The organism is Priestia sp. 53B2 (assembly GCF_056099005.1).
In genome coordinates this window covers 395,890-421,720 of record NZ_JBLZXA010000008.1, presented here as the reverse complement: position 1 = coordinate 421,720, position 25,831 = coordinate 395,890, and the positions used below count along the sequence as shown (strand labels likewise).

Below are 25,831 nucleotides of genomic sequence, written 5' to 3'. Positions count from 1 at the left end.
AAACAGTGGAAATTTCACTACGTCCAGCAGCTGCATCAAAGGTAAACTGCGATGAAAAAGCAGCTGTTATTCAGACTCAGGGTTTTTTTGAAGAAATCGTTCAGCAGCTTAAGCAGCTAGATGCGCAGCCTTTAGCGCGCGGGGAGAAATCATCGGATGAACAAGCGGTAGATCAAGACGTCTTCAAGGCGGTCGGGTTAATTGCGATTCAGTTAAGCGAAGCAGAAGATGAAGAAGATGAACTGTCTGTCTTGTACGAACATCTAGCCGAGATGATCAGTAGTATTCCAAGTAGTCTAGATTTGGAACAGCCGCTTCTAAAGCTGCAGCACGTGTTAACAGAAATGCAGCAGGAGCCTGTTTCGTTCAAAACAGGCAGTCAAGAACAATATTTAACTTCTATTTCTACCTTGCTGGAACTATGTAAAAATACGTCAGCTGTTTTTCAAACAGAGTTTGCTCAGCTGATGGAAGAACTACAAAAACCGCAGCTGCAGTCAGTGAAGCTTTCGGATTCGCAGCTTCAAGGCTTGCAGAAAGCTGCTGCTGAAAAAATAGAGAAAATTCATAAACAACCACGTGTATTAACCGATACCTTACATGAAAAGCGCTCAGCTTATTTCTTCGCCGTTGTTCAAGCAGCCCCAAAAAGTTCTGTAAGAGATATGGCCGCTTTTCATAAAGAGGAAAAAGTGCCGCTTTTGAATCAGCTTTCTTGGAAAAAAGATGTGATTTTACGTAACGAAAGTATGGATAGAGGTAGTTCAAAAAAGGATAGTGAAATTTCTTTCACTGTTAACACGGCCGGGGCGACGTTAGAAAATTATCCATCATCTTTTAAATCTAAAGAAGTACCCAAGGTCCAAGAGTTTTCTATTGATCTAGGGAAAGTAAAATCTGATCATCAACAGTCTGACAATCTGTTAAATGAGCTGCAAAAAATATGGAGTAAAGCTTCGCTCAGTGCTGAAGAGGGAAGATCCAAGCTTTTCATTACGTTATTTCCAAAACAGCTAGGGGCGATTTCAATTGAAGTGCTTCAGCAAGAAAATAAAACGATTGCGCAAGTGGTTGTATCGTCAGCGAAAATAAAAGAACTATTAGACGCCAACCTTTCGACTTTAAGGGAAGGTCTGACCTCTCAGCATGTATCCGTTGATCAAGTCGATGTGGCCGCTGTTCAAGCAGCTCTAGAAAGTTCTGTGAAAGATATGAACGCTTTTGCTAAAGAAGAAAAAGTGCCGCAGTTTTCTATTGATTTAGGGAAAGCAAAATCAGACCATCAACAGTCTAGCGATTTGGTAAACGAGCTACAAAAGATATGGGGTAAAGCTTCGCTCAGTATTGAAGAGGGAGCATCTAAGCTTTCTATTAAGTTGTTGCCAAAGCAGCTAGGGACGATTTCAATTGAAGTGCTTCAACAAGATCATAAAACGACTGCGCAAGTAGTTGTATCGTCAGCGAAAACAAAAGAGCTGTTAGACGCCAGCCTTTTCAGATTACGACAAGTTCTCACGTCTCAGCATGTATCCGTTGATCAAGTTGGTGTGGACGCTGTTCATACAGCTTCAGAAAGTTCTATGAGAAATATGAACGCTTTTCGTAAAGAAGAAAAAGTACCGTTTTTCAATCAGCTTCCATGGAAAAAAGATGTGGTATTACACAGCGAAAGTATAGATACAAATAGCTCTTTAAAAAATAGCGAAAGTTCTGCAGGTACAAACACAACCGGAGCGACAGTAGAGAATAATCCATTATCCTTTGGAAGTGGAGAAATGCCTAAGCTTCAGCAGTTCTCTATTTATCTAGGGCAAGCAAAATCTGACTATCAACAGTCTAGCAATTTGGTAAACGAGCTTGAAAAAATATGGAGTAAAGCTTCGTTCAGTACTGAAGAGGGAACATCGAAGCTTTTCATTAAGTTATTTCCAAAACAGCTAGGTGCGATTTCAATTGAAATGCTTCAGAAAGACAGTGAAACGGTTGCGCGAATTGTCGTATCGTCAGCAAAAACAAAAGAGTTATTGGACTCCAACCTTTCAACTTTGCGGCACGGTTTCGCGTCTCAGCATGTATCAATTGATAAAATCGATGTGCTACTGTCAGAACAAGCGATGTCGTATAACAATGAAAACGACCAGCAAAAAGAAAGACAGGAAAAAGAAGCGTTTAAAAAAGAAGAGGAAGATCAAGATCCACAACAATTGGAAGAGTCGGCTTCCTTTCTATCTTCTTTTGAAGCAGCGCTCATTAACTACAACGCATAGGTGATAACAATGACAAATGAAATTACGTCTGACTTGTATTTAAGTAATAGGGACACACAAGTGAAGCAAACGGGAAACAGCTCGCTTGGCAAAGATGACTTTTTGAAGCTTTTGATTGCTCAGCTTCAAAATCAAGATCCAATGAATCCAATGGAAGACAAAGACTTTATTGCTCAAATGGCTCAGTTTTCATCTCTTGAACAAATGACAAATATGAGCACAGCGCTCAATACGTTTTTAACGCAGTCTCAGGCTTCTCCTATTTTAAAAGGAAGCGAATTAATTGGTAAAACCGCTGCATGGTTAGATGAAGAAGGAAATAAAAAGCAAGGAGTCATTTCGGCAGCATCTGTTAAAAACAATGAGGTATCGTTTAGAATCAATGATGAAAATCATACGGTACTTTCGCTAAACGAGATCTTAGAAGTAAGCAGTTAACCAACCAAATTTAAGGAGTGATTTTATGTTACGTTCGATGTATTCAGGAATCAGCGGCATGAAAAATTTTCAAACTAAATTAGATGTCCTAGGAAATAACATTGCCAACGTTAATACATACGGCTATAAAAAAGGACGTACAACGTTTCAAGATTTAGTAAGTCAGCAGGTAGCAGGAGCAACAGCACCAGGAGCTAACCGTGGAGGAGTCAATGCTAAACAAGTCGGATTAGGTTCACAGGTTGGCACGATTGATACAGTTCAAACGGCAGGAAGCATTCAGTCAACGGGGCGTCCGCTTGATTTAGCTATTTCTGGAGACGGCTATTTTGTTGTAAATGATGGGAAATCGGACTACTACACAAGAGCTGGGAATTTCTATTTAGATAGTAGCGGTAATTTGGTGACGGGGGATGGACTGTACGTACAAAAAACTGGAGGAGGAAATATTAACATTCCTTCAACAAGTAAGAGCTACAGTATAGGAGCAGATGGAAAGGTTAATATCATAGATGCTAATGGAAATATAACTCCAAATACACCAACAATTGAACTTGCTAAATTTGCAAATAACGAAGGCCTCGAAAAAGCAGGAGGAAATCTATTTGCTAAAAGCGTAAACTCAGGAAATCCTTTAGTAGGAAACCCAGGAGCTAACGGTACAGGAACTCTTGTATCAAGCGCCCTTGAAATGTCCAACGTTGATTTATCGGAAGAATTCACGGATATGATTGTTGCACAGCGCGGATTTCAAGCGAACACAAGAATTATTACAACATCCGATGAAATACTGCAAGAGCTAGTGAATCTAAAACGATAGGCGGGAGGAAGGAGTAGGTATTACTCCGGTTAATTATGATCACTTTAACAAGGCTAAACGGCAAAACATTTACGTTAAACGCGCTCTACATCGAGCAGGTTGAGGCATTTCCTGATACGACCATTACGCTAACGAATAACAAAAAGCTAGTGGTAAAGGATTCAGTTGAAGAAGTGAATGAGAAAGTGACGAGCTATTATCAGCGAATTAACGTATTAGGGCTGCAGCAAACGACGGAGGAATAAAGTGTGTTTAAAAATAAGCTAATTAGTAAGATGATTATTATCATGCTTTCTCTTACTTTAATAGGAAGCATTGCTGTTATCGTGACGCTAAAGTATACAGAGCAGGCAAGTACTGAAAAAGGTCCATCTATCGACGATGTGATTAAAGCTTCTGTAGATGTAACGGATATTAAAACAAATTTAAAAAGCAATAACTACATCAGCATCTCTTTTAAAATTCAAATGGATAGTAAAAAAGCAGCGGCAGAGCTTCAAAAAAGAGATTTTCAAGTAAGAGACATTATTATCAAAACGCTCTCAGATATGAGCGCCCAAGATTTTGAAGGAACGCAAGGACTCAGCACGTTAGAAACAGATATTGCAAAGCAAATTGATCAATTAATGGAAAACGGACATGTTGTTAAAATTTATACAACGTCTAAAGTGTTGCAGTAAAGAAAAAGGGAGGGAAGCTAGTGGCTGGGGATGTATTATCACAAAATGAAATTGATGCCCTATTATCGGCGTTATCAACCGGAGAGATGGATGCGGATGAGCTGAAAAAGGAAAACAAAAAACAGCGTATTCGTACATATGATTTTAAACGCGCCCTGCGTTTTTCAAAAGATCAGATTCGCAGTTTGACGCGAATTCATGAAAATTATGCGCGCATGCTCATCAATGTCTTTTCGGCGCAGCTTCGTAACGTTGTACAAGTGTCCGTTGTATCAGTGGATCAAATTCCGTATGAGGAGTTCATTCGTTCTGTTCCGAAAGTAACCATCTTAAACGTGATAGCCGTCCCTCCTTTAGAAGGGCATATCATTATGGAAGTCAATCCGAACATTGCCTATGCGATGCTTGACCGCTTGCTCGGGGGACAAGGCGAGAGCGGTGGGAAAATTAGTAACTTAACGGAAATTGAAACGAGCTTGGTTCGAAACTTGTTAGAGAAAACGTTAGATAGTATGAGAGAAGCTTGGAGTTCTATTGCGGAAATTGAACCTGAAACATCAGAGTTTGAAGTGAATCCTCAGTTTTTGCAGGTAATTTCACCAAATGAAATTGTCATCGTCATTTCATTAAACGTACAAATTGGAGATGAAACGGGCATGATCAATCTATGTATTCCGCACGTGACGCTTGAGCCGATCGTGTCCAAACTGTCCGTTCATTACTGGATGCAATCTTCGAAAAAAGAACCTAATGTACAAGAGGTTGAGCAGCTAAAGGAACAAATCAATGATGCGGAATTGCAGGTTGTAGCCGAGCTAGGAAAAGCGGATATTTCAATTGAAGATTTCCTAGCATTAGATGCAGGAGATGTTATTCGACTGCAAACAAGCGTTCATAATCCGTTAACTATTTACGTCGGAGAACAACCAAAATTTATTGCACAGCCTGGAAAAGTCAGTCGGAAAGTCGCTGTGCAAATTCTAGATGATGTTAAGAGGAGGAACGAAAGGAATGAACGATGACATGCTTTCGCAAGATGAAATTGATGCGTTGTTAAAAGGAACTTCTTCACTTGACGAGTTTTCAGAGCCGAATAAGTCAAGTCAAGTAGACGATTACTTTACGGAAATGGAAAAAGATGCGCTTGGCGAAATTGGAAATATTTCGTTTGGCAGTTCAGCAACAGCGCTATCGGCTTTATTGAATCAAAAAGTCGATATTACCACACCGTTTGTATCGCTCGTATATAAAGAAGAGCTGACGGATGAATTTCCAAATCCTCATGTCGCTGTGCAAGTTCAGTATACAGAAGGCTTTTCTGGTACGAATTTGTTAGTTATTAAACATGAAGATGCAGCTGTTATTTCAGATTTGATGCTTGGTGGAACGGGTGAGAATCCGACGGAAATCATGGATGAAATTAAGCTGAGTGCAGTGCAGGAAGCGATGAATCAAATGATGGGTTCTGCAGCGACGTCTATGTCCACGGTATTTCAAAAGAAAATTGATATCTCTCCGCCGAGCTTAGATATTTTAAATATTCAAAAAGGGGAAGGCACAGAGCTGATTCCCCAAGATGACGTCTTTGTAAAGGTCTCTTTTAATTTGAAGGTAGGCACATTAATCGATTCGAATATTATGCAGCTTTTATCGATATCTTTTGCCAAAAGCTTGGTGGAAGAGCTCTTAGTTCCAAGCGCAGAATATACGGCAGCTTCTATTGAAAAAGAATCAGATCTTAACGAAAAGCAAACAGAACCGCCGGCAGCTGAATACATACAGCATGAAGAAACACAGCAGGCAGAACCTGTTCATGTACCAGTTGATGTTCAGCCCGCATCGTTTTCAGAGTTCGAGCACGTGTCTTCTCCTCAAGAGAATTCACGAAATTTAGACATGCTGCTTGATATCCCGCTTCAAGTTACCGTGGAGCTTGGAAGGACTAAGCGAACGGTTCAAGAGATTTTAGCATTATCTTCTGGTGCAATCATTGAACTTGATAAACTAGCAGGCGAACCAGTAGATATCTTGATTAATAGCAAATTAATTGCAAAAGGTGAAGTGGTCGTCATTGACGAGAATTTTGGCGTTCGCGTAACCGATATTATTAGTCAAAAAGACCGTATTAAAAAACTAAAGTAATGATTTTTAGGAGGAGTATAGATGGGAAACCGAATTTTAATTGTAGATGATGCTGCATTCATGCGCATGATGATCAAAGATATTTTAACGAAAAATGGATATGAAGTAGTAGCGGAAGCGGCAGATGGCCAGCAGGCTGTGGAGTTATTTAAAGAGCATGCACCAGATCTTGTCACAATGGATATTACAATGCCTGAAATGGATGGAATTACGGCCTTAAAAGAAATTAAAACCATAAAAGGTGATGCTAAGGTGATTATGTGTTCAGCCATGGGCCAGCAGGCAATGGTGATTGATGCCATTCAAGCAGGGGCAAAAGATTTTATCGTTAAGCCTTTTCAAGCAGATCGTGTATTAGAGGCAATTTCAAAAGCAATTGGATAAACAACAGATTGGCGGGGCTTTCCCGCTAATCTTACACTATGTTGAAGTAAGAGGTGGCAGACATTGCTGCGAAAGTTCGTAATTGCTGCGCTGTTAATAAGCGTATTAGCAGGATCAAATCAAATCGTCTATGCAGAAAGTGGATCTGCATCGGTAAAAGAATGCTTGGAAAAAACGGAGAAGTGTTCAGAGAGTGAGAGTACTGATTCAAAAGAAAAAACTGAACTCCAGGGGACGCCTGCGCTTTCAGCTGGAGATATCGTGAAGATGATATTCGCGTTTTTACTTGTAATTGGGCTGCTTTTTGCGCTCTTAAAATTGGTAAATAAAAAAGGAAGGCTGCTGCAAAAAAATAAAGTAGTACAAAACTTGGGTAGTACAAATGTTGGAAGCAGCAAATCTGTACAAGTAGTTAAAGTTGGAAATCAGCTTTTTATCATCGGAGTCGGTGAAAATGTACAGCTTCTTTCAGAAATTACAGGGCAAGAGAAACAGCAGCTGCTCACGCAGTATGAGGAACAACAGAAAAACGAGAGCGAATATAAAGTCGTACTACCGTCTTTTTTAGAAAAATTGACTCCTAAAAAAGAAGAGAAATCTAGCCATTCTTTTCAGCAGCTTTTTCAGCGAGAAATGAATGAAATGAAAATAAAAAGGCAAAACGTACTGAAAGAGTTAGAAAGGAACAAAAAGAACGATGAATGAAGTGATGAATCTCTTTAACTCGAGCAGTCCTACAAATATTTCAACGTCTGTCCAGCTTTTGTTGCTGCTGACGGTGTTTTCGGTAGCTCCTGGAATTTTAATTATGATGACCTGCTTTACACGAATTGTCATTGTGCTGTCATTTGTACGTACATCGCTCGGGACACAGCAAATGCCTCCTAATCAAATATTAGTTGGTTTATCGCTGTTTTTAACGTTTTTTATTATGGCGCCAACTTTTTCTCAGGTAAATGAACAGGCGCTTCAGCCGCTTTTAAAAGAAAAAATCACGCTGAATCAAGCCTATGAAAAAGCAGCTGAACCGATGAAAGAATTTATGAGTGCCCATACAAGACAAAAAGATTTAGCTCTTTTTTTAGAATATGCGAATATAGATAAACCATCCTCTGTTCAAGATATTCCCTTAACTGCGCTCGTTCCGGCTTATGCAATCAGTGAGCTAAAGACAGCATTTCAAATTGGATTTATGATTTTTATTCCTTTTCTCATTATCGATATGATTATAGCAAGCGTGCTGATGTCTATGGGAATGATGATGCTTCCTCCCGTTATGATTTCGCTCCCGTTTAAAATTTTACTATTTGTACTGGTTGACGGCTGGAATTTAGTTGTTAAATCATTATTAATAAGTTTTCAATAGGTGATAGACAATGAATGGAGAATTTGTCATTTCGTTAGCAGAAAAAGGCGTGTATACAATCTTAATTGTATCTGGCCCTTTATTGCTGCTGGCCCTTGTAGTTGGGCTCATTATTAGTATTTTTCAAGCAACTACCCAAATTCAAGAGCAAACTCTTGCTTTTGTTCCTAAGATTGTAGCGGTCTTAGTAGGGATTGTATTTTTTGGTCCGTGGATGTTATCAAAAATGATTTCATTTACATATGAAATTTTTTCAAATCTGTATCGGTACGTAGGATAGCTATGAGTCAGTTGATCTTATCCTATCCCGCGTTTTTACTAGTGCTAGTGCGGGTAACGTCTTTTTTTATCACGGTTCCCCTATTTTCATACAAAACGATTCCCGCAGTTCATAAGGTAGGTTTGTCTGCCTCGCTATCCGTCATTATTGCGACAACAATTGATTTACCCGTCGTTTCGTTAGATGCACAGTTTGTACTTTTAGTAGTAAAAGAATGTGCTGTTGGGTTGTTTATTGGTTTGACTGCGTATGTATTTATTATGGCTATTCAAATTGCCGGAGGTCTCATCGATTTTCAAGTTGGATTTGCGATTGCCAACGTAATAGATCCGCAGACAGGGGCGCAAAGTCCGATACTAGGTCAATATTTATATGTATTTGCTCTCCTATTTTTATTATCGACCAATGGACATCATTTATTAATAGACGGCATCTATAATAGTTATTTAATTATTCCGTTAGACAAAGTAGCTTTCCCTTTGGGAAGCCAAGCATTTGCTACACACATCATAACTGTTTTTTCATCGATGTTTTTAGTAGCTGTTCAAATGTCTTTGCCTTTGGTAGGTTCATTATTTTTAGTCGATATCGCGCTTGGAATTGTCGCGAGAACCGTTCCGCAGTTAAATATTTTCGTAGTGGGGTTTCCGGTAAAAATTATGGTTGCCTTTATTTTGCTGATTGCCGTGATGGGGAGCATGTTTTATATGATGCAAATCATATTTGAACAAATGATAGAAGCGATGCGCGCGATGATCCGCATATTAGGAGGGGTGTAGCTTTGTTTTTAGTAAAAGTTGATTTGCAATTTTTCGCGGGAGAAAAAACGGAAAAAGCTACACCTAAAAAAAAGCAAGACTCTAGAAAAAAAGGACAGGTAGCTAAAAGTCAAGACGTTACAACTGCGCTCATCCTTTTAATGGTTTTTCTTTATTTTTTGTTTGGAGCCAAACAGTTTTTACAGCAAATGATGAAGTTGTTAAGAGAAGCTTTTCAAACATATATGCTTGAGGAAGTGACGGCAGAGCGCGTATTTGCGATGTTTAAGCACCTTCTTCCTTCAATAGCCCTTGCAGCAGGTCCTGTTATGCTCGCAGCTTTTATTGCTGCGCTCGGAGCGAATTATATGCAGGTTGGTATTCTTTTTTCCACAGAGGCTCTTCATCCTAAGTTAGAAAAGATTAACCCTATTAGCGGAGCCAAACGGATTTTTGCCATGAGAGCGCTGGTAGAACTGATCAAGTCAACGCTGAAAATTACGTGTATCGGAGCCGTCACCTTTTTTATCTTATGGATTCACATAGAAGATGTATTAAATTTATCCCAAAAAAGTATAGGGGACTCGCTGGTTGTTCTGTCTAAGCTTGTTTTTCAAATGGGACTTGCAGCCTCGCTTATGCTTTTATTTTTATCGCTGCTTGATTATTTGTACCAAAAGTTTGATTTCGAGAAAAATATTCGAATGTCAAAGCAAGATATCAAAGATGAGCATAAAAACATTGAAGGGGATCCTCTAATCAAATCAAAAATAAAGCAAAAGCAGCGGGAAATGGCAATGTCTCGCATGATGCAAGAAGTTCCAAAAGCAGATGTAATCATTACAAACCCCACTCATTATGCCATTGCTTTAAAATATGATGAAGAAAAAATGGATGCTCCCTATGTTGTAGCCAGCGGCGTGGATTTTATTGCTCAAAAGATTAAAGGAATTGCCAAAAGCCATGAAATCATTATGGTAGAGAACCGCCCGCTGGCAAGAGCACTTTTTGACCAAACCAAAGTAGGAGATGCAGTACCCGAAGAGTTTTTTAAAGCGGTGGCTGAAATATTAGCTTACGTATACCGCATTCAAAATAAAATGTAACGTTACGCTATTGTAAGGAGAGAAAAATTAATGTCTGCAAGAGAACTGCCAGTTGTTATAGGTGTTGTACTCATTATCGTTATGCTTGTTATTCCGTTGCCTTCATGGTTATTAAGTATTTTAATCATGATTAACATTTCTCTTGCGCTGCTTGTACTGCTCGTTTCCATGAATATGAAAGAACCTTTAGAGCTATCGGTATTTCCGTCTTTGCTGCTGGTTCTTACGCTGTTTCGATTAGGGTTGAATGTATCGACAACACGTTCAATCTTAGGAACAGGAGAAGCAGGCGGAGTGGTGGAAACATTTGGCCACTTCGTTATTGGAGGCAATCCGTTAGTGGGCTTTGTTGTCTTCATTATTTTAATTATCATTCAGTTTCTCGTTATTACAAAAGGAGCGGAGCGTGTTTCTGAAGTAGCCGCACGCTTTACCTTAGATGCGATGCCGGGTAAACAAATGAGCATTGATGCAGATTTAAATGCAGGTATGATTTCAGAAAAGCAAGCAATTGACCGCCGTGAAAAAATTCAGCGCGAAGCAGATTTTTACGGAGCAATGGATGGAGCTAGTAAATTCGTCAAAGGTGATGCCATTGCAGGGATTGTCATTACCCTTATTAATATCTTGTTTGGAATTATTATCGGTATGCTGCAAATGGGAATGTCCATTACTGAAGCATCCCAAACCTTTACTTTGTTAACAGTAGGCGATGGGTTAGTGAGTCAAATTCCAGCCCTTATGATTTCAACAGCGACAGGTATTATCGTCACTAGAGCTGCTTCAACAGGCAATTTGAGCGAAGATATTACACAGCAGCTGTTTGCTTTTCCCGTTATGCTTTATGTCACTGGAGGAACGATTGCGGCGCTTGGTTTAATTACGCCAATTAATGATGTTATTACAATGCCTATTGCTATTTTGTTAGGAGTGGGAGGCTATTATTTGTCTCGGGCTAAGCATCAGGCGGTTCGTGAAGAAATGGCACCTACTGAAGAAGAGCTTGAAGACAATGAAATGAAAAGTCCGGAGAGTGTTGTCAATCTATTAAGCGTTGATCCAATTGAATTTGAATTTGGGTATGCATTAATTCCGCTTGCTGATACGAATCAAGGAGGCGATCTGCTTGATCGAATTGTGATGATTAGGCGACAGCTGGCACTTGAGCTAGGATTAGTCATTCCGGTTGTTCGCATCAGAGACAACATTCAGCTTCAGCCCAACGAATACTGTCTTAAAATAAAGGGCAATGAAGTGGCAAAAGGGGAGCTGCTGCTCGATCACTATTTAGCAATCAGTCCGGGAATGGATGATGATTTGATTGAAGGAATTGATACGTTAGAGCCAGCTTTTAAAATGCCTGCAAAATGGATTAGCCAGTCGGTGAAGGAGCAGGCTGAGATGTTCGGGTATACCGTTGTTGACCCGCCGTCGGTTGTGTCTACGCACATAACAGAAGTTATAAAATCGTATGCGCATGAGCTGATTGGAAGGCAGGAGACAAAGCAACTAATCGATCACACAAAAGAAACGTATCCTATTTTAATTGATGAAGTAACGCCTAATCCGCTTTCTGTTGGAGACATTCAAAGGGTACTGGCAAAACTTTTAAAAGAAAGCGTCTCAATTCGAAATTTACCCATTATTTTTGAGGTGCTGGCCGACTACGGAAAAATGACGTCAGACACCGATTTGTTAACTGAATATGTCCGGCAAGGGCTCGCAAGACAAATTACCAGTCAATACACGGTCCAAGAAGGTCTGCTTCGAGTTCTTACCCTTTCAGGAAAAGTTGAAAAAACGATGGCGGAAGCTGTTCAACAAACGGAGCATGGGAATTATTTATCACTAGACCCTAACGTTTCACAAGCTATCGTGGAAAGTATAGCCAAGCAAACAGAAACACTTTCTTTTCAAGAACAGTCTCCAATTGTGTTATGTTCTCCTGCGGTGAGGATGTACGTGCGTCAAATCACTGAGCGGTATTTTCCCCATATGGCGGTTTTATCATATAACGAGCTAGAAGCAAATGTTGAAGTTCAAAGTGTTGGAGTGGTGGATATCTGATGAAAGTAAAAAAATACGTAGTAGCATCCATGCCGCAAGCTATGAAAGCCATTCGTTCAGATTTAGGTGAGGAAGCGGTTATTTTACATTCAAAACAAATTCGAACAGGAGGGTTTCTTGGCTTATTTACTAAGGCAAAAATAGAAGTATTGGCAGCTGTCGATTCCGTAGAAAAGCTGAGCGTAAAGAAGAATTCATCGCCGCCAGAACCCAGTATGGAAGATAATCAATCTTTTATGAAGCAGCAGCTCAGTGAGTTAAATACTCTTGTCTCACAAATGAATCAAATGCCAAAGGTTTCTTCAGGTTCATATCCAAAAGCAGTGGAGGATGTGTTTGCCTATTTGCGTTTGCAAGAAATAGACGAAGCTATTTTAAAAAGCGTAGAGGCTCCTATGCTAGAGTACTACTACTTACATCGCCCTAACTCAAATCAACTTATGGAGTGGACGAAGAGCTGGTTTGTCAATCAGTTTAAAGCAAGTGAATGGAGCGGTCCTTTCAAAAAATATGTAAGTGTAGTAGGACCAACAGGTGTCGGTAAAACAACAACTCTTGCTAAATTGGCCGCAAAGTGTGTCCTGGAACACAATCAAAAAATAGCATTTATTACAACTGACACGTATAGAATTTCAGCGATTGAGCAGCTCAAGACGTACGCTTCGATCTTGAATGCGCCTTTAACGATTTGTTATAACGGAGCAGATTTTAAAAAAGCTTTGCTAGAAACGGAAGCATACGATGTGATTTTTATTGACACAGCAGGCCGTAACTTTTTAGAACAGCAATATGTAAATGATTTAAAGAAAATTATTACGTTTCAAGAAGATTTGCAAACGTTTCTTGTTTTAGCCCTAACGTCAAAAGTATCAGATATGCAAGCTGTATATGAACGTTTTGCTAGTCTGCCTGTTGATCACTTGATTTTTACGAAGCGAGATGAAACCACCCGCAAAGGCTCACTTTTAAATATGTTATATCATTACGGCCAGCGAGCTGCATTTACAACAAACGGGCAGGATGTACCAGAAGATGTTTCAGCATTTAAAATAAAAGAGTTTATTGACGATGTGTTTGGAGATTGGAAAGATGAATGATCAAGCAGCAGTTTTAAGAGAAAAAGTGTTAAAGAAGCATCAAAACTCTTTAAGGAATTGTAAAACAATAGCCGTCTTAAGCGGAAAAGGAGGAGTTGGAAAGTCGAATCTATCATTAAACTTATCTCTTGCGCTAACGAAGCAAAAGCAAAGAGTTCTTCTTTTTGACATGGATATAGGGATGGGAAATATTGATATTTTGATTGGGCAAACTGCTTCATATACGATGGTTGATTTGCTAGAAAAAAAGCTTTCCATCCAGCAAATTATTAAAAAAGGTCCTCAAGATTTAGCTTATGTGGCTGGTGGAACAGGAATTTCCTTTGTATTTGAATGGTCTCCATCAGACCTTGCTCATTTAATACAAGAATTGAATTCGTTAACAAATCAATATGATTATATGATTTTTGACATGGGAGCGGGCATGTCAGAGAGCATGCTTAAGTTTTTAAAAGCTGTAGATGAAATGATCGTGGTCACAACACCAGAACCTACATCTATAACAGATGCTTACGCTGCTATTAAGCTAGCAGCTTCCTATTCTGTATCAGCACCAGTTCGTCTTATTATTAACAAAACGCTTTCTGACAAAGAAGGAAATGAGACGTATGAACGATTTAACCGAGCTGTTCAGCAGTTTTTGAACATATCTATTTCTCTATTAGGTATTGTACCAAACGATCAAGCTGTCCAGAAAGCGGTCAGTCGCCAAATGCCTTTTTTGCTTCAAAATCCAGCATCTAAAGCAAGTATATCACTAATAGAAATGGTGAGTATTCTTATTCCTCAAGACAATAGGATAACGGCTAAAAACGAGGGAATGTTTATTCGGCGCCTCAAACGATTTTTTCTTGAAAGGTAGGAAATTAGAGTGAATGAAATAAAGGTGCTTATTGTAGATGATTCTGCATTTATGCGAAAGCTAATCGGCGATTTTTTAGCATGTGACAGTCGTTTCCACGTTGTGGGTACCGCACGTAACGGTGAAGAAGGGGCGAAAAAAGTGCTCGAGCTGTCGCCAGACATTGTGACACTTGATATTGAAATGCCCAAAATGAATGGCTTAGATATGTTAAAACAGCTCATGCGTGTGAAGCCCCTTCCTGTTGTCATGTTATCGAGTACAACAATAGAAGGTGCTGAAAATACGCTGACCGCTATGCAGTACGGCGCAGTTGATTTTGTTGCTAAACCTTCGGGAGCTATTTCGCTGGACTTACATAAAGTGAAAGATGAGCTTATCTCTAAACTATTGCTTGCTAGTAAAGCCAACGTATCTTCAAGCAGTCATCAGCACGTGCAAAACAGCAGTGTATATAACCTCCCGATGGGGACGAAAGTGAACAAAGTGATTTGTATTGGCACTTCTACTGGAGGACCGCGTGCGCTGCAAGAAGTATTATCAACTGTTTCAAAAGACATAAATGCACCTATTTTTATTGTGCAGCATATGCCTCCAAATTTCACAAAATCATTAGCGGTTAGACTAAATCAGCTAGCTGATATTGAAGTGAAGGAAGCAAAAGACAATGAAATCGTTCGCTCAGGATGTGCTTATATTGCGCCTGGAGGTTTTCATATGACGGTGGTAGAGAAAAAAGGACAGCTCAGCATTTGTTTAGACACTTCTTCACCTGTAAAGGGACATCGCCCCTCAGTGGATCGTTTGTTTCAGTCGATTAGTAAAATTTCAGGTTATCAAAAACTTGCTATTGTGTTGACAGGAATGGGGGCGGATGGAACGGAAGGGGTTATTGATTTAAAGAAAAATAAAGACGCGCTTATATTGGCTGAATCGGAAGAAACAGCTGTCATTTATGGGATGCCCAAATCAGCCGTTTCTACAAAACTTGTTGATTATATTGAACCGCTGCGAAACGTTGGAAGCTTTATTTCTCGCTACGTACAGAAATAGGAGGGAAAGTTACGATGGATATGAATCAATATCTAGAAGTGTTTATTGAAGAAAGCAGGGAACATCTTCAAAACGTTAATGACCAGCTAATGCGTTTTGAAAAAAATACCGATGATCTTGGCTATGTAAACGAAATTTTTCGGTCTGCTCATACGTTAAAAGGTATGTCTGCAACAATGGGATTTGATGATTTAGCACAATTAACTCACAAAATGGAAAACGTGTTAGATGCTGTTCGAAATCACCAACTCGACGTTCATACGGAAGTTCTTGATGCTTTGTTTGAATCAGTCGATGCGCTAGAAATAATGGTTCAATCTATTTCTGAAGGCGGCGATGGTCAGCTTGATGTCAAATTGCTTGTTCAAAAGCTGCAGCGTATTGTAGCAGAGGAACCCGTAGCACAGCATGCAGCTTCTTCCATTGAGTACGATGAATTAGTACAAACGCTGCTCAGCCAAACAGTAGACCAAGGGTTTAACACGTTTGAAATAACCGTACAGCTTGAACGCACCTGCTTATTAAAAGCTGCACGCGCTTATATGGTATTTGATGTGTTAGAGCAAGCAGGAGACGTTATTAAGTCAGCGCCAACTGTTCAAGATATCGAACAAGAAAAATTTGAATCATCTTTTATCGTTATATTAGTAACAAACGAATCACAAGAAAAGCTGCAGGCGAGCATTATGGAAGTCTCTGAAGTAGAAAGTGTAAAAATTGCTGCGGTCCCCGTAAAAAAGGAGACAGAAATGGAGGAGCTGGTTTCACCAGAAGTAGCAGCAGCCATACAGGAAGTTACTGTGTCAGCACCTTCTAAATCGCCTGTTGAAGAGAAAAGACAGCCCTCAAATAACAAGACGATTCGAGTTAATATTGACCGTTTGGACAGTCTCATGAACTTGTTTGAAGAACTAGTTATTGATAGAGGCAGGTTAGAACAAATATCAAAAGAATTTAATAATAGCGAATTAGACGAAACGGTAGAGCGGATGTCTCGTATTTCTGGAGACTTGCAAACGATTATTTTAAATATGCGTATGGTGCCTGTAGAAACCGTTTTTAATCGTTTTCCCCGTATGGTGAGACAGCTTTCAAAAGATTTAGGGAAACAAATTGAACTTCAAATTGTCGGAGCTGATACAGAGCTGGACCGGACCGTCATTGATGAAATTGGGGATCCGCTTGTTCACTTATTAAGAAATGCCGTTGACCACGGAATTGAAATGCCTCAAGCACGCTTAGAGAAGGGAAAGAATGAAAAGGGAACGATTCGCCTTAAAGCTTATCATAGCGGAAATCATGTCTTTATTGATTTAGAAGATGACGGGGCGGGCATCAATCGTGAAAAGGTACTGCAAAAAGCATTAGATCGAGGGATTATTGATGGGAAAACAGCTGAAACGCTGACGGATAAACAAGTGTACGAGCTCATTTTCGCTTCGGGCTTTTCGACGGCTGAGCAAATTTCAGATGTTTCCGGACGAGGAGTAGGTTTAGATGTCGTGAAAAACACGATTGAATCGCTAGGGGGTTCTGTAACGATCGATTCTAACGAAGGATACGGTTCGCGTTTTTCTATTCAACTGCCGCTCACTCTGTCTATCATTTCTGCTTTACTCGTGCAAATGAGTGAAGAGCGCTATGCCTTGCCGCTTTCTTCGATTATTGAAACAGCTATTGTTCAGCCCAAAGAGGTCATGCATGTACACGGTCAAAAGGTTATTGACTTTCGAGGAGCCATTATTCCTCTTCTTGATTTAAAAGAACTATTCACTGTGCCTAACTCAGTACAAGGTGATCATTATTCAGTAGTCATCGTGAAAAAAGGAGAAAAGACCGCCGGGCTAATTGTTGATTCTTTTATCGGTCAGCAGGAAATTGTTTTAAAATCTTTAGGTCATTATCTGCCGGGTGTGTTTGCTATTTCAGGAGCCACGATTTTAGGCGATGGACAAGTAGCACTTATCATTGATTGCAACGCTTTGATTAAATAACAAATGCTGTAAAAAGAAAGGGAGAAAGGCATGAAAATTATTGTGTTTCAATTGGGAGACGAGGAGTACGGAATCTCAGTAGAAGAAGTGCAGTCGATTGAAAAGATTCAGCACATAACGCGTGTTCCTGGAGTAAAAAAATATGTAAAAGGTGTTATTAATCTTCGCGGTGTTATTACACCGATTATTGATTTGCGCACTCGTTTTAACTTGCAAGAACAGCTTAACCATGAGCTGACACGTATTATTATGGTTCGTCTTAATGATGTAGAAGCAGGTTTGATTGTCGATGCGGCAAATGATGTAGTGGATATTGATGAAAAAACGATTGCTTCAGTGCCTGAAACAGTTGAAGGAACAGCTGTAGAATACTTAAACGGAGTCGTTAAAGTAGATAGCCGTTTAATTGTTCTTCTAAATTTACCTAAAGTGCTCTCTTTAGAAGACCACCTCCAGTGAGCCAAACGAATAATGGATATCACGCTGAAGGTTCTAGGAGTTGAAGAATCGTGAGAGATGATAAACAAGTGATTAAGGTAGGAATTGCCGAGATGAATGTTACACATGCACCCGCAGTGCTTCGAACAGCGGGATTAGGATCATGTGTAGGAGTTGTCGTTTATGACTCTATTCATTCAGTAGCTGGGCTTGCTCATGTGATGCTTCCGGATTCAAGCGGGGCTAAATGTCCTTTTAATAGAGCTAAATATGCAGATACAGCCATTTTTGATTTGATAAATATGTTGATTAAACAAGGCGCACATAGAAAATTGTTAAAAGCAAAAATAGCAGGAGGCGCGCAGATGTTTCAATTTGAACCAAGAAATGATGTCATGCGAATTGGCCTTCGAAATGTTCAAGCAGTAGAGAGAGAGCTGCATAGAAACAGTGTAGAAATTGCAGCAAAAGCTACAGGAGGACACAACGGACGCACAATTGAATTTGATCCTCAAACGGCTATTTTAAAGGTTCGTACGATTAACGAAGGGATAAAAACGATATAAAGCGCGCTCTGACCGTTTAATAGCGCTATAAAAAGGAGTTGAAAGACCCTTGAAAAGTATACAAGAAGTTGAAGAACATAAAATTTGGCAGGAATGGATAGAGACGAGAGACTCACATGCGGGAAACATGCTTGTTAAAAAGTATATGCCGCTCGTTAACTATCACGTTCAGCGGATTAGCGCGGGGCTGCCGAAGAATATTCATAAAGAAGAGCTTCGTAGTTTAGGGTTAATCGGTCTTTACGATGCTTTGGAAAAGTTTGATTACGGTAGAGACTTAAAGTTTGATACATATGCGTCTTTTCGAATTCGAGGGGCGATAATAGACGGGCTTCGTAAAGAAGATTGGTTATCAAGAAGCGCAAGGGAAAAGACGAAAAGGATTGAGCAAGCAACAGAAGCACTTGAACAAAGATACTTGCGCAGAGTTGCACCAAGTGAGGTTGCAAAAGAAGTAGGCATGACAGAAGCAGATGTCGTTCATACGATGAATGAAGGCTTTTTAGCTAACGTGTTGTCAATGGAAGAACAGCCGAAAGAGTATGAAGATGGAGAACAAAAATATACGATTAAAGATGAAAAAACGCTCTCTCCTGAAGAGGAGCTAATTAACGACGAACGATATCAAGAGCTTGCTGAAGTTATCGAGCAGCTAAATGAAAAAGAGCAGCTCGTTGTTTCATTATTCTATAAAGAAGAGTTGACTTTCACAGAAATCGCACAGCTGTTAGGGCTATCTACTTCACGTATTTCTCAAATTCATTCGAAAGCGCTGTTTAAAATGCGTACGAGTTTAAGCAAAATAATTTAACAAAGAGGTAAAAGGATGGGGTTTTTACTCACAGTTAGTTTTTTAATTCATGGTCTATCACTGTTTTGCATTATTCTTTTATATATGCAAGTGACCAAAGTGAAAAGGGTTGAACGCTTGCACCAGCAAAATATAAATAAAATGGAAGCTGCGATGGATTCATATCTCGCTGAATTTCAGGAACAAAACGAGCAGTTTTTAAGGCAGCTTCGAGAGCGTTCCACTTCGCTTTCTTCGGAAGTGGAAAAAAGCAGCGTAAAATCACCTTTGGTAGATGAAGAAGACGTGCCTGTTCAAAGGGTGGATCTAAAAAGTGAGCCTTCCCAGTCGCTGCATGAACTTCTTTCTATAGAAGAAAATCAGAAGCATATACGCACACCTTTTGATGAATTAACTACAGACCAAATTCAAGATTTGTCAGGTGAAGAGATAAAAGAATTTTCCGTTTATTTAAAAGGAAAAGGTTTAACAATTGAAGAAATTGCAAAACATTTATACAGAGGGAAAACTGAAATTGAATTATTATTGAAATTTCATCAATAAACTTAATGAAACGCTTGCTTGTGAAAAAGGAGTGTGCTATATTTGTTTTTGGTGTTATTACACACGCTTGTTGATTCGGTTGATGGTGCTACTTTTTGTAGTTTCGGCTGAAGATGAAATGAGCGGAGGAGACTTAAAACCATTAGGAGGAAAAACACATGTCAGTAATTTCAATGAAACAATTACTAGAAGCTGGTGTACATTTCGGTCACCAAACTCGCCGTTGGAACCCAAAGATGAAGAAATACATCTTCACTGAGCGTAACGGCATCTACATTATCGATCTTCAAAAAACAGTTAAGAAAGTAGAAGAAGCGTACAAATTCGTTAAAGAATTAGCTGCAGACGGCGGTACTGTTTTATTCGTAGGTACGAAAAAACAAGCTCAAGATTCTGTTAAAGAAGAAGCAGCTCGCGCTGGTATGTACTTTGTTAACCAACGTTGGTTAGGTGGTACATTAACTAACTTCTCAACTATCCAAAAACGTATCAAACGTTTAAAAGATATCGAAAAAATGCAAGAAGACGGTACTTTTGAAGTACTACCTAAGAAAGAAGTAGTTCAACTTAAAAAAGAGTTAGAGCGTCTTGAAAAATTCTTAGGCGGCATTAAAGATATGAAACAACTTCCAGATGCATTATTCATCATTGACCCTCGTAAAGAGCGTATTGCAGTAGCGGAAGCTAAAAAATTACACATTCCAATCGTTGGTATCGTAGACACTAACTGTGATCCAGACGAAATTGATTATGTAATCCCTGCAAACGATGATGCAATTCGTGCTGTTAAACTTTTAACTTCTAAAGTTGCTGATGCTATTCTAGAAGCTAAACAAGGTGAAGAAACAGCAGTTGAAACTGAAACAACTACTGCTTAATTCCGTGAAAGGTGATAAGAGGGAATAGCCTTTTATCACCTTTTTTTGAAAAGATTTAACCCATTTATATACATTAATTACATACCCAAACAAGGAGGCTACACATTATGGCAATTACTGCTCAAATGGTAAAAGAACTACGTGAAAAAACTGGCGCTGGTATGATGGATTGTAAAAAAGCGTTAACTGAAACTAACGGTGATATGGAGCAAGCAATCGATTTCTTACGTGAAAAAGGTATTGCAAAAGCTGCTAAAAAATCAGACCGTATTGCTGCTGAAGGTCTAACTTACATCGAAACTCAAGGTAACGAAGCTGTTATCTTAGAAGTTAACTCTGAAACTGATTTCGTTGCGAAAAACGAAGGTTTCCAAAAATTAACAAAAGAATTAGCTGCTCACATCCTAGCTAACAAACCAGCTGACGCTGCTGAAGCTGCTACTCAAAAAATGGAAAACGGTGCAACTGTTGAAGAACACATCAACTCTGCAATCGCTACAATCGGAGAAAAATTATCTCTACGTCGTTTCACTGTAGCAACAAAAACTGATGCTGATGCATTCGGTGCTTATCTACATGCTGGCGGACGTATCGGTGTGTTAACAGTATTATCTGGTACAACTGAAGAAGCTGTTGCAAAAGACGTTGCTATGCACATCGCTGCAATCAACCCTAAATACATCTCTCGTGATCAAGTTTCTGCTGAAGAAACTGAGCGTGAGCGCGAAGTATTAACTCAACAAGCATTAAACGAAGGCAAACCAGAAAAAATCGTTGCAAAAATGGTTGAAGGTCGCCTTGGCAAATTCTTCGAAGATATTTGCTTACTAGATCAAACATTTGTTAAAAATCCTGATCAAAAAGTACGTCAGTTCGTTGAGAGCAAAGGCGCTACTGTTGAAAGCTTCGTTCGTTTTGAAGTAGGAGAAGGTATTGAGAAACGTCAAGACAACTTCGCTGAAGAAGTAATGAACCAAGTTAAAAAGTAAGGGTTTGACCGTATAGGGAACACTGTGTGTTCCCTTTTTTACAAAAGAGATCTCACCGTTAACGATGGAGGTAAGCATGAGTCAAGCAAAATATAATCGTATCGTATTAAAGTTAAGTGGAGAAGCATTAGCTGGTGAAGAGGGGTTTGGTATTAACCCATCCATCATCAAATCTGTTGCTGAACAAGTAAAAGCCGTTTATGAATTAGGTGTGGAAATTGCTGTAGTCGTTGGTGGTGGAAACATTTGGCGTGGTAAAATTGGCAGTGAAATGGGTATGGATCGTGCCGCTGCTGATTATATGGGAATGCTAGCAACAGTAATGAACTCTTTGGCTCTTCAAGATAGCTTAGAGAACATTGGTGTGCAAACACGAGTTCAGACTTCTATCGAGATGAGACAAGTAGCAGAGCCTTATATTAGAAGAAAAGCTGTTCGTCACCTTGAGAAAAAACGCGTTGTTATTTTCGCCGCGGGTACAGGAAACCCTTATTTCTCTACAGATACAACAGCAGCTTTGCGTGCAGCTGAAATCGAAGCTGACGTGATCTTAATGGCTAAAAACAACGTCGATGGCGTTTATAATGCAGATCCTAAGCTTGTACCTGATGCTGTAAAATACGAAACATTAACGTATATTGATGTTTTAAAAGATGGACTAGCTGTTATGGATTCTACAGCTTCTTCATTATGTATGGACAATGATATTCCGCTAATTGTTTTTTCAATTACGGAAGAAGGCAATATTAAACGTGCCGTTACAGGCGAAAACATTGGAACAATTGTAAAGGGGAAATAAACATGCCAAAACAAGTGTTGCAAAACGCAAAAGAAAGAATGGAAAAAGCAATTCAATCATTTAGCCGCGAACTAGCATCAATTCGTGCTGGACGTGCAAGCGCGTCACTTCTTGACCGCGTAACGGTAGAATACTACGGTGCACCCACACCAATTAACCAATTGGCGCAAGTAAGCGTGCCTGAAGCTCGTATGCTTGTTATTCAGCCTTATGACAAATCACAAATTGGTGAAGTTGAAAAAGCTATTTTAAAATCTGACTTAGGGTTAACACCTACAAGCGATGGAACTATTATCCGTTTATCGATTCCTGCTTTAACGGAAGAGCGTCGTCGTGAGTTAGTGAAAATGGTGAAAAAATATGCTGAAGAAGCAAAGGTTGCGGTTCGTAACGTACGCCGTGATGCAAACGATGATTTCAAAAAGTTAGAGAAAAAAGGTGAAATTACTGAAGACGATTTACGCGGCTACAGTGACGACATTCAAAAACTAACAGATGATCATATCGTAAAAGTGGATAAAGTGGCGAAAGATAAAGAAGAAGAAATTATGGCAGTTTAAGTCATTTCAAGGTAAAATATATTGTAAAAGACCCTCTATTGTTTACAGGGGGTTTTTTTGTTAATAATGTGTAGTAAGAAAAAACTCACATAAGCTACACGTTTATGTGAGAGCGTACAACGGGGGACCTTTGCATGTTAAGAAAATTTCAAGCATGGAAGAAAAGTCAAGATTTAAATACACTGTCTTTGTCAGAACGAAAAGATCAAGTGAAACAGCACCCTGTTCCTGAACATATTGCAATTATTATGGATGGGAACGGTCGTTGGGCGCAAAAACGAGCTCTTCCTCGCATGATGGGCCATCATGAAGGAATGAAGGTAGTGCGTCATGTGACCAGATTGGCCAATGAATTAGGTGTTAAAGTATTAACTTTATATGCATTTTCCACTGAAAATTGGAAGCGCCCCAAAACTGAAGTCGAGTTTTTAATGAAACTGCCAGAGGAGTTTTTAACAACCTTTCTGCCTGAGCTAATTGAAAAAAATGTGCAAGTTCGTATTATGGGGGATAAAAGTGAGCTCCCTGCCCATACGATTCGAGCCGTGGATAACGCAATTGAAAAAACAAAGCATAACACAGGGCTGATTTTAAACTTCGCACTCAATTACGGTAGCCGTCACGAAATCATGGGCGCTATTCAGTCATTGGTAGAAGATGTAGAACAGGGAAAAGTAGCTTCCTCTTCTATTTCAGAAAATTTATTTTCTTCCTATTTAATGAGCAAAAGCCTTCCAGATCCGGATTTGCTTATTCGTACAAGCGGTGAGCTTCGCTTAAGTAATTTTATGCTTTGGCAGCTAGCTTACACAGAGTTTTGGTTTACAGAAGTATTATGGCCAGATTTTAAAGAAAATCATTTAATCGAAGCAGTCGAGGCGTTTCAAAAGCGCGGTCGCCGCTTTGGTGGTGTATAAGAAGGTGTGGAAAACAAGATGAAACAGCGCATTATCACCGCGATTGTAGCACTTGCGGTATTTGTACCGATTGTTTTAATTGGAGGGTTACCTTTTACCCTTATCATGTATGTAATCGGAACAGTTGGTGTAATTGAGCTTTTAAAAATGAAACATTTGAAAGCAATGTCTTTTCCAAGTATCATTAGTTTATTGCTAACCTGGGTGTTTTTACTACCAAATGGAAGAGATGTTGCATTTCAATTCTTAAGTGAACATAAGATAGAAGTAGCGCTTGCTGCTGTCCTTCTTTTATTAATGTACACGGTTGTAGTTAAAAATAAATTTACCTTCGATGACGTTGGGTTTATTTTATTAACGACAGTATATGTTGGCTTTGGCTTTCATTATTTTATCGAGGTTCGTCAAGAGTTCGGATTAGCTTATTTGTTCTTTGCTTTTCTTATTATTTGGGCGACGGATTCCGGAGCTTATTTTATTGGACGAGCAATGGGGAAACGAAAGCTATGGCCGGAAATCAGTCCCAATAAAACAATTGAAGGTTTTGTTGGTGGCGTCGTATGCGCCATTATAGTAGCCATTGTATTTAAGCTGTTAGCAAATATTGATCAAACTATGATCGAACTACTTGTAATTGGTATTATCGTATCGTTATTTGGACAGATGGGTGATCTTGTACAATCAGCGTTCAAACGTCACTATGGCGTAAAAGATTCAGGAAAGATTTTACCGGGTCATGGTGGGATTTTAGACCGTTTTGACAGTTTAATGTTCATCATGCCAATTTTAGCTTTTTTATTATCTCTATAAAAAAGATGTCTTTGTTTTAATAGGAGTGAATATACTTGAAGAAAATTTCCTTGTTAGGAGCTACAGGTTCAATCGGTACTCAAACCGTTGATATTGTTCGAACGCATCCGGAGCATTTTGAGCTCTCAGCAATCTCTGTAGGTCGAAATATTAATGAAGCAAGAAAAATTATTCAGCAGTGTAAGCCAGCCCTTGTTTCTGTGATGAAGAAAGAAGATTGTCTGTCACTGCAAGCAGAATTCCCTTCTATTCGATTTGTTTATGGAGAAGAAGGGCTTGTGGAAGTGGCAACTCATCCATCCACAGAAGTTTTAGTAAATGCTGTTCTTGGAAGTGTAGGGTTGACTCCTACGCTAGAAGCAATCAAAATGAGAAAAACGATTGCTATTGCAAATAAGGAGACACTTGTTACCGCTGGTCACCTTGTCATGGAAGCAGCCAAGGAATATGGCGCTGATATTTTACCGGTAGACAGCGAGCACTCAGCTATTTTTCAAAGTTTGCAAGGGCAAGATCAAAAAGCAATAGACCGTTTAATTTTAACGGCTTCTGGAGGGAGCTTTCGAGATAAGACGAGAGCAGAACTGCAGGGAGTAACGGTTGAAGATGCGTTAAATCATCCAAACTGGTCAATGGGAGCTAAAATTACAATTGATTCGGCAACGATGATGAATAAGGGACTGGAAGTGATTGAAGCACATTGGCTTTTTGATCTTCCCTATGAGAAAATTGATGTATTGTTACATAAGGAAAGCATCATTCATTCTATGGTAGAGTATTCTGATACAAGCGTTATTGCTCAGCTTGGAACGCCTGATATGCGCGTGCCAATTCAATACGCGTTAACCTATCCAAAACGCATGTCTTTGCCCAACACCAAGCGTTTAAGTTTGGCGGATATTGGCCAGCTTCACTTCGCTAAAATGGATGAAGAGCGTTTTCGCTGTTTAGCTTTTGCGTTTGAGGCTGGCAAAGCGGGTGGAACACTTCCGACTGTTTTAAATGCAGCTAATGAAGAAGCTGTTCAAGCCTTTCTAGATGGTCACATTACATTTTTACAAATTGAAGATGTGATTGAAAAAGCAATGAATGAACATACTGTAATACAGAAACCTTGTTTATCTACTATTAAAGAAGTAGATTTAGAAGCAAGAGAGTTTGTTAGATCCGCCATCTCTCGATAATGTGCGTGCGAGAGAAGCCACT

29 protein-coding genes are annotated in these 25,831 nt (G+C 39.4%); all 29 read left to right on the top strand.

The features are described from left to right. Positions 1-5 precede the first annotated feature (5 nt). The 29 genes from ACN6NE_RS05505 to dxr all read left to right on the top strand — a co-directional run bounded on the left by ACN6NE_RS05505 (position 6) and on the right by dxr (position 25,809). Positions 6-2,267, top strand: coding sequence for a flagellar hook-length control protein FliK (locus tag ACN6NE_RS05505; protein ID WP_474324834.1), 2,262 nt, complete (start codon positions 6-8; stop codon positions 2,265-2,267). A gap of 9 nt (positions 2,268-2,276) precedes the next feature. Then, entirely contained in the window at positions 2,277-2,705 is a 429-nt protein-coding gene (gene flgD, locus ACN6NE_RS05500; protein ID WP_129704466.1) for a flagellar hook assembly protein FlgD, read from the top strand. 25 nt (positions 2,706-2,730) lie between these two features. Beyond that, positions 2,731-3,525, top strand: coding sequence for a flagellar basal body rod protein FlgG (gene flgG, locus ACN6NE_RS05495; RefSeq protein WP_474324831.1), 795 nt, complete (start codon positions 2,731-2,733; stop codon positions 3,523-3,525). A gap of 35 nt (positions 3,526-3,560) precedes the next feature. Then, a complete protein-coding gene (locus ACN6NE_RS05490) occupies positions 3,561-3,770 on the top strand; it encodes a flagellar FlbD family protein (protein WP_025750317.1) in 210 nt (69 codons plus the stop codon). 3 nt (positions 3,771-3,773) lie between these two features. Then, complete coding sequence (gene fliL, locus ACN6NE_RS05485) at positions 3,774-4,205, top strand: flagellar basal body-associated protein FliL (RefSeq protein ID WP_474324828.1); 432 nt, start codon at positions 3,774-3,776, stop codon at positions 4,203-4,205. Between the two features lie 20 nt (positions 4,206-4,225). Beyond that, positions 4,226-5,227 carry a flagellar motor switch protein FliM gene (gene fliM / locus ACN6NE_RS05480; RefSeq protein WP_028410819.1) on the top strand — a complete coding sequence of 334 codons (1,002 nt, stop codon included), beginning with the start codon at positions 4,226-4,228 and terminating at the stop codon, positions 5,225-5,227. After that, the gene (fliY, locus tag ACN6NE_RS05475) at positions 5,217-6,347 is read left to right on the top strand and encodes a flagellar motor switch phosphatase FliY (protein ID WP_474324825.1); all 1,131 of its coding nucleotides are present in this window, start codon (positions 5,217-5,219) and stop codon (positions 6,345-6,347) included. The genes fliM and fliY overlap by 11 nt, the downstream gene beginning before the upstream one ends. Positions 6,348-6,368: 21 nt before the next feature. Then, a complete protein-coding gene (locus tag ACN6NE_RS05470) occupies positions 6,369-6,731 on the top strand; it encodes a response regulator (protein WP_016765392.1) in 363 nt (120 codons plus the stop codon). A 63-nt stretch (positions 6,732-6,794) separates the two neighbouring features. Continuing rightward, entirely contained in the window at positions 6,795-7,436 is a 642-nt protein-coding gene (locus ACN6NE_RS05465; RefSeq protein ID WP_474324822.1) for a flagellar biosynthetic protein FliO, read from the top strand. Continuing rightward, positions 7,429-8,097 carry a flagellar type III secretion system pore protein FliP gene (fliP, locus tag ACN6NE_RS05460; RefSeq protein ID WP_129704455.1) on the top strand — a complete coding sequence of 223 codons (669 nt, stop codon included), beginning with the start codon at positions 7,429-7,431 and terminating at the stop codon, positions 8,095-8,097. The genes ACN6NE_RS05465 and fliP overlap by 8 nt, the downstream gene beginning before the upstream one ends. 10 nt (positions 8,098-8,107) lie before the next feature. Further along, positions 8,108-8,377: a flagellar biosynthesis protein FliQ gene (gene fliQ / locus ACN6NE_RS05455; protein ID WP_016765390.1), complete on the top strand. Its 270-nt coding sequence runs from the start codon at positions 8,108-8,110 to the stop codon at positions 8,375-8,377. 2 nt (positions 8,378-8,379) lie between these two features. Next, entirely contained in the window at positions 8,380-9,156 is a 777-nt protein-coding gene (gene fliR, locus ACN6NE_RS05450) for a flagellar biosynthetic protein FliR (protein WP_474324818.1), read from the top strand. Between the two features lie 2 nt (positions 9,157-9,158). After that, positions 9,159-10,241 (top strand): flagellar biosynthesis protein FlhB, encoded by a 1,083-nt coding sequence (gene flhB, locus ACN6NE_RS05445; protein ID WP_474324816.1) that lies wholly within the window; start codon positions 9,159-9,161, stop codon positions 10,239-10,241. Between the two features lie 30 nt (positions 10,242-10,271). Next, complete coding sequence (gene flhA / locus ACN6NE_RS05440) at positions 10,272-12,308, top strand: flagellar biosynthesis protein FlhA (protein ID WP_129704449.1); 2,037 nt, start codon at positions 10,272-10,274, stop codon at positions 12,306-12,308. Continuing rightward, positions 12,308-13,405, top strand: coding sequence for a flagellar biosynthesis protein FlhF (gene flhF, locus ACN6NE_RS05435; protein ID WP_474324814.1), 1,098 nt, complete (start codon positions 12,308-12,310; stop codon positions 13,403-13,405). Before flhA ends, flhF begins: the two co-directional genes overlap by 1 nt. Then, positions 13,398-14,267 carry a MinD/ParA family protein gene (locus ACN6NE_RS05430; protein ID WP_474324811.1) on the top strand — a complete coding sequence of 290 codons (870 nt, stop codon included), beginning with the start codon at positions 13,398-13,400 and terminating at the stop codon, positions 14,265-14,267. The genes flhF and ACN6NE_RS05430 overlap by 8 nt, the downstream gene beginning before the upstream one ends. A gap of 9 nt (positions 14,268-14,276) precedes the next feature. Further along, positions 14,277-15,320, top strand: a complete 1,044-nt coding sequence (locus ACN6NE_RS05425) for a protein-glutamate methylesterase/protein-glutamine glutaminase (protein ID WP_474324809.1) — start codon at positions 14,277-14,279, stop codon at positions 15,318-15,320. 14 nt (positions 15,321-15,334) lie between these two features. After that, positions 15,335-17,314 (top strand): chemotaxis protein CheW, encoded by a 1,980-nt coding sequence (locus ACN6NE_RS05420; protein WP_474324807.1) that lies wholly within the window; start codon positions 15,335-15,337, stop codon positions 17,312-17,314. 30 nt (positions 17,315-17,344) lie between these two features. After that, positions 17,345-17,773 (top strand): chemotaxis protein CheW, encoded by a 429-nt coding sequence (locus ACN6NE_RS05415; RefSeq protein WP_013058854.1) that lies wholly within the window; start codon positions 17,345-17,347, stop codon positions 17,771-17,773. A 50-nt stretch (positions 17,774-17,823) separates the two neighbouring features. Then, complete coding sequence (locus ACN6NE_RS05410; RefSeq protein ID WP_016765382.1) at positions 17,824-18,318, top strand: chemotaxis protein CheD; 495 nt, start codon at positions 17,824-17,826, stop codon at positions 18,316-18,318. 49 nt (positions 18,319-18,367) lie between these two features. Further along, positions 18,368-19,129 (top strand): FliA/WhiG family RNA polymerase sigma factor, encoded by a 762-nt coding sequence (locus ACN6NE_RS05405; RefSeq protein WP_129704439.1) that lies wholly within the window; start codon positions 18,368-18,370, stop codon positions 19,127-19,129. A gap of 15 nt (positions 19,130-19,144) precedes the next feature. Next, positions 19,145-19,672: a hypothetical protein gene (locus ACN6NE_RS05400; protein ID WP_129704436.1), complete on the top strand. Its 528-nt coding sequence runs from the start codon at positions 19,145-19,147 to the stop codon at positions 19,670-19,672. A gap of 158 nt (positions 19,673-19,830) precedes the next feature. After that, positions 19,831-20,550, top strand: coding sequence for a 30S ribosomal protein S2 (gene rpsB, locus ACN6NE_RS05395; protein WP_013058850.1), 720 nt, complete (start codon positions 19,831-19,833; stop codon positions 20,548-20,550). Between the two features lie 107 nt (positions 20,551-20,657). Continuing rightward, positions 20,658-21,539 (top strand): translation elongation factor Ts, encoded by an 882-nt coding sequence (gene tsf, locus ACN6NE_RS05390; protein WP_129704434.1) that lies wholly within the window; start codon positions 20,658-20,660, stop codon positions 21,537-21,539. A gap of 76 nt (positions 21,540-21,615) precedes the next feature. Beyond that, positions 21,616-22,338 carry a UMP kinase gene (gene pyrH, locus ACN6NE_RS05385; RefSeq protein WP_013058848.1) on the top strand — a complete coding sequence of 241 codons (723 nt, stop codon included), beginning with the start codon at positions 21,616-21,618 and terminating at the stop codon, positions 22,336-22,338. A gap of 2 nt (positions 22,339-22,340) precedes the next feature. Beyond that, on the top strand, positions 22,341-22,898 hold the full coding sequence (frr, locus tag ACN6NE_RS05380) for a ribosome recycling factor (protein WP_013058847.1): 558 nt from the start codon (positions 22,341-22,343) through the stop codon (positions 22,896-22,898). Positions 22,899-23,032: 134 nt separating this feature from the next. Then, on the top strand, positions 23,033-23,815 hold the full coding sequence (locus tag ACN6NE_RS05375) for an isoprenyl transferase (RefSeq protein WP_028410833.1): 783 nt from the start codon (positions 23,033-23,035) through the stop codon (positions 23,813-23,815). 18 nt (positions 23,816-23,833) lie between these two features. Next, positions 23,834-24,625 carry a phosphatidate cytidylyltransferase gene (locus ACN6NE_RS05370; protein ID WP_033579794.1) on the top strand — a complete coding sequence of 264 codons (792 nt, stop codon included), beginning with the start codon at positions 23,834-23,836 and terminating at the stop codon, positions 24,623-24,625. Between the two features lie 35 nt (positions 24,626-24,660). Continuing rightward, a complete protein-coding gene (gene dxr, locus ACN6NE_RS05365; RefSeq protein ID WP_474324804.1) occupies positions 24,661-25,809 on the top strand; it encodes a 1-deoxy-D-xylulose-5-phosphate reductoisomerase in 1,149 nt (382 codons plus the stop codon). Positions 25,810-25,831 lie beyond the last annotated feature (22 nt).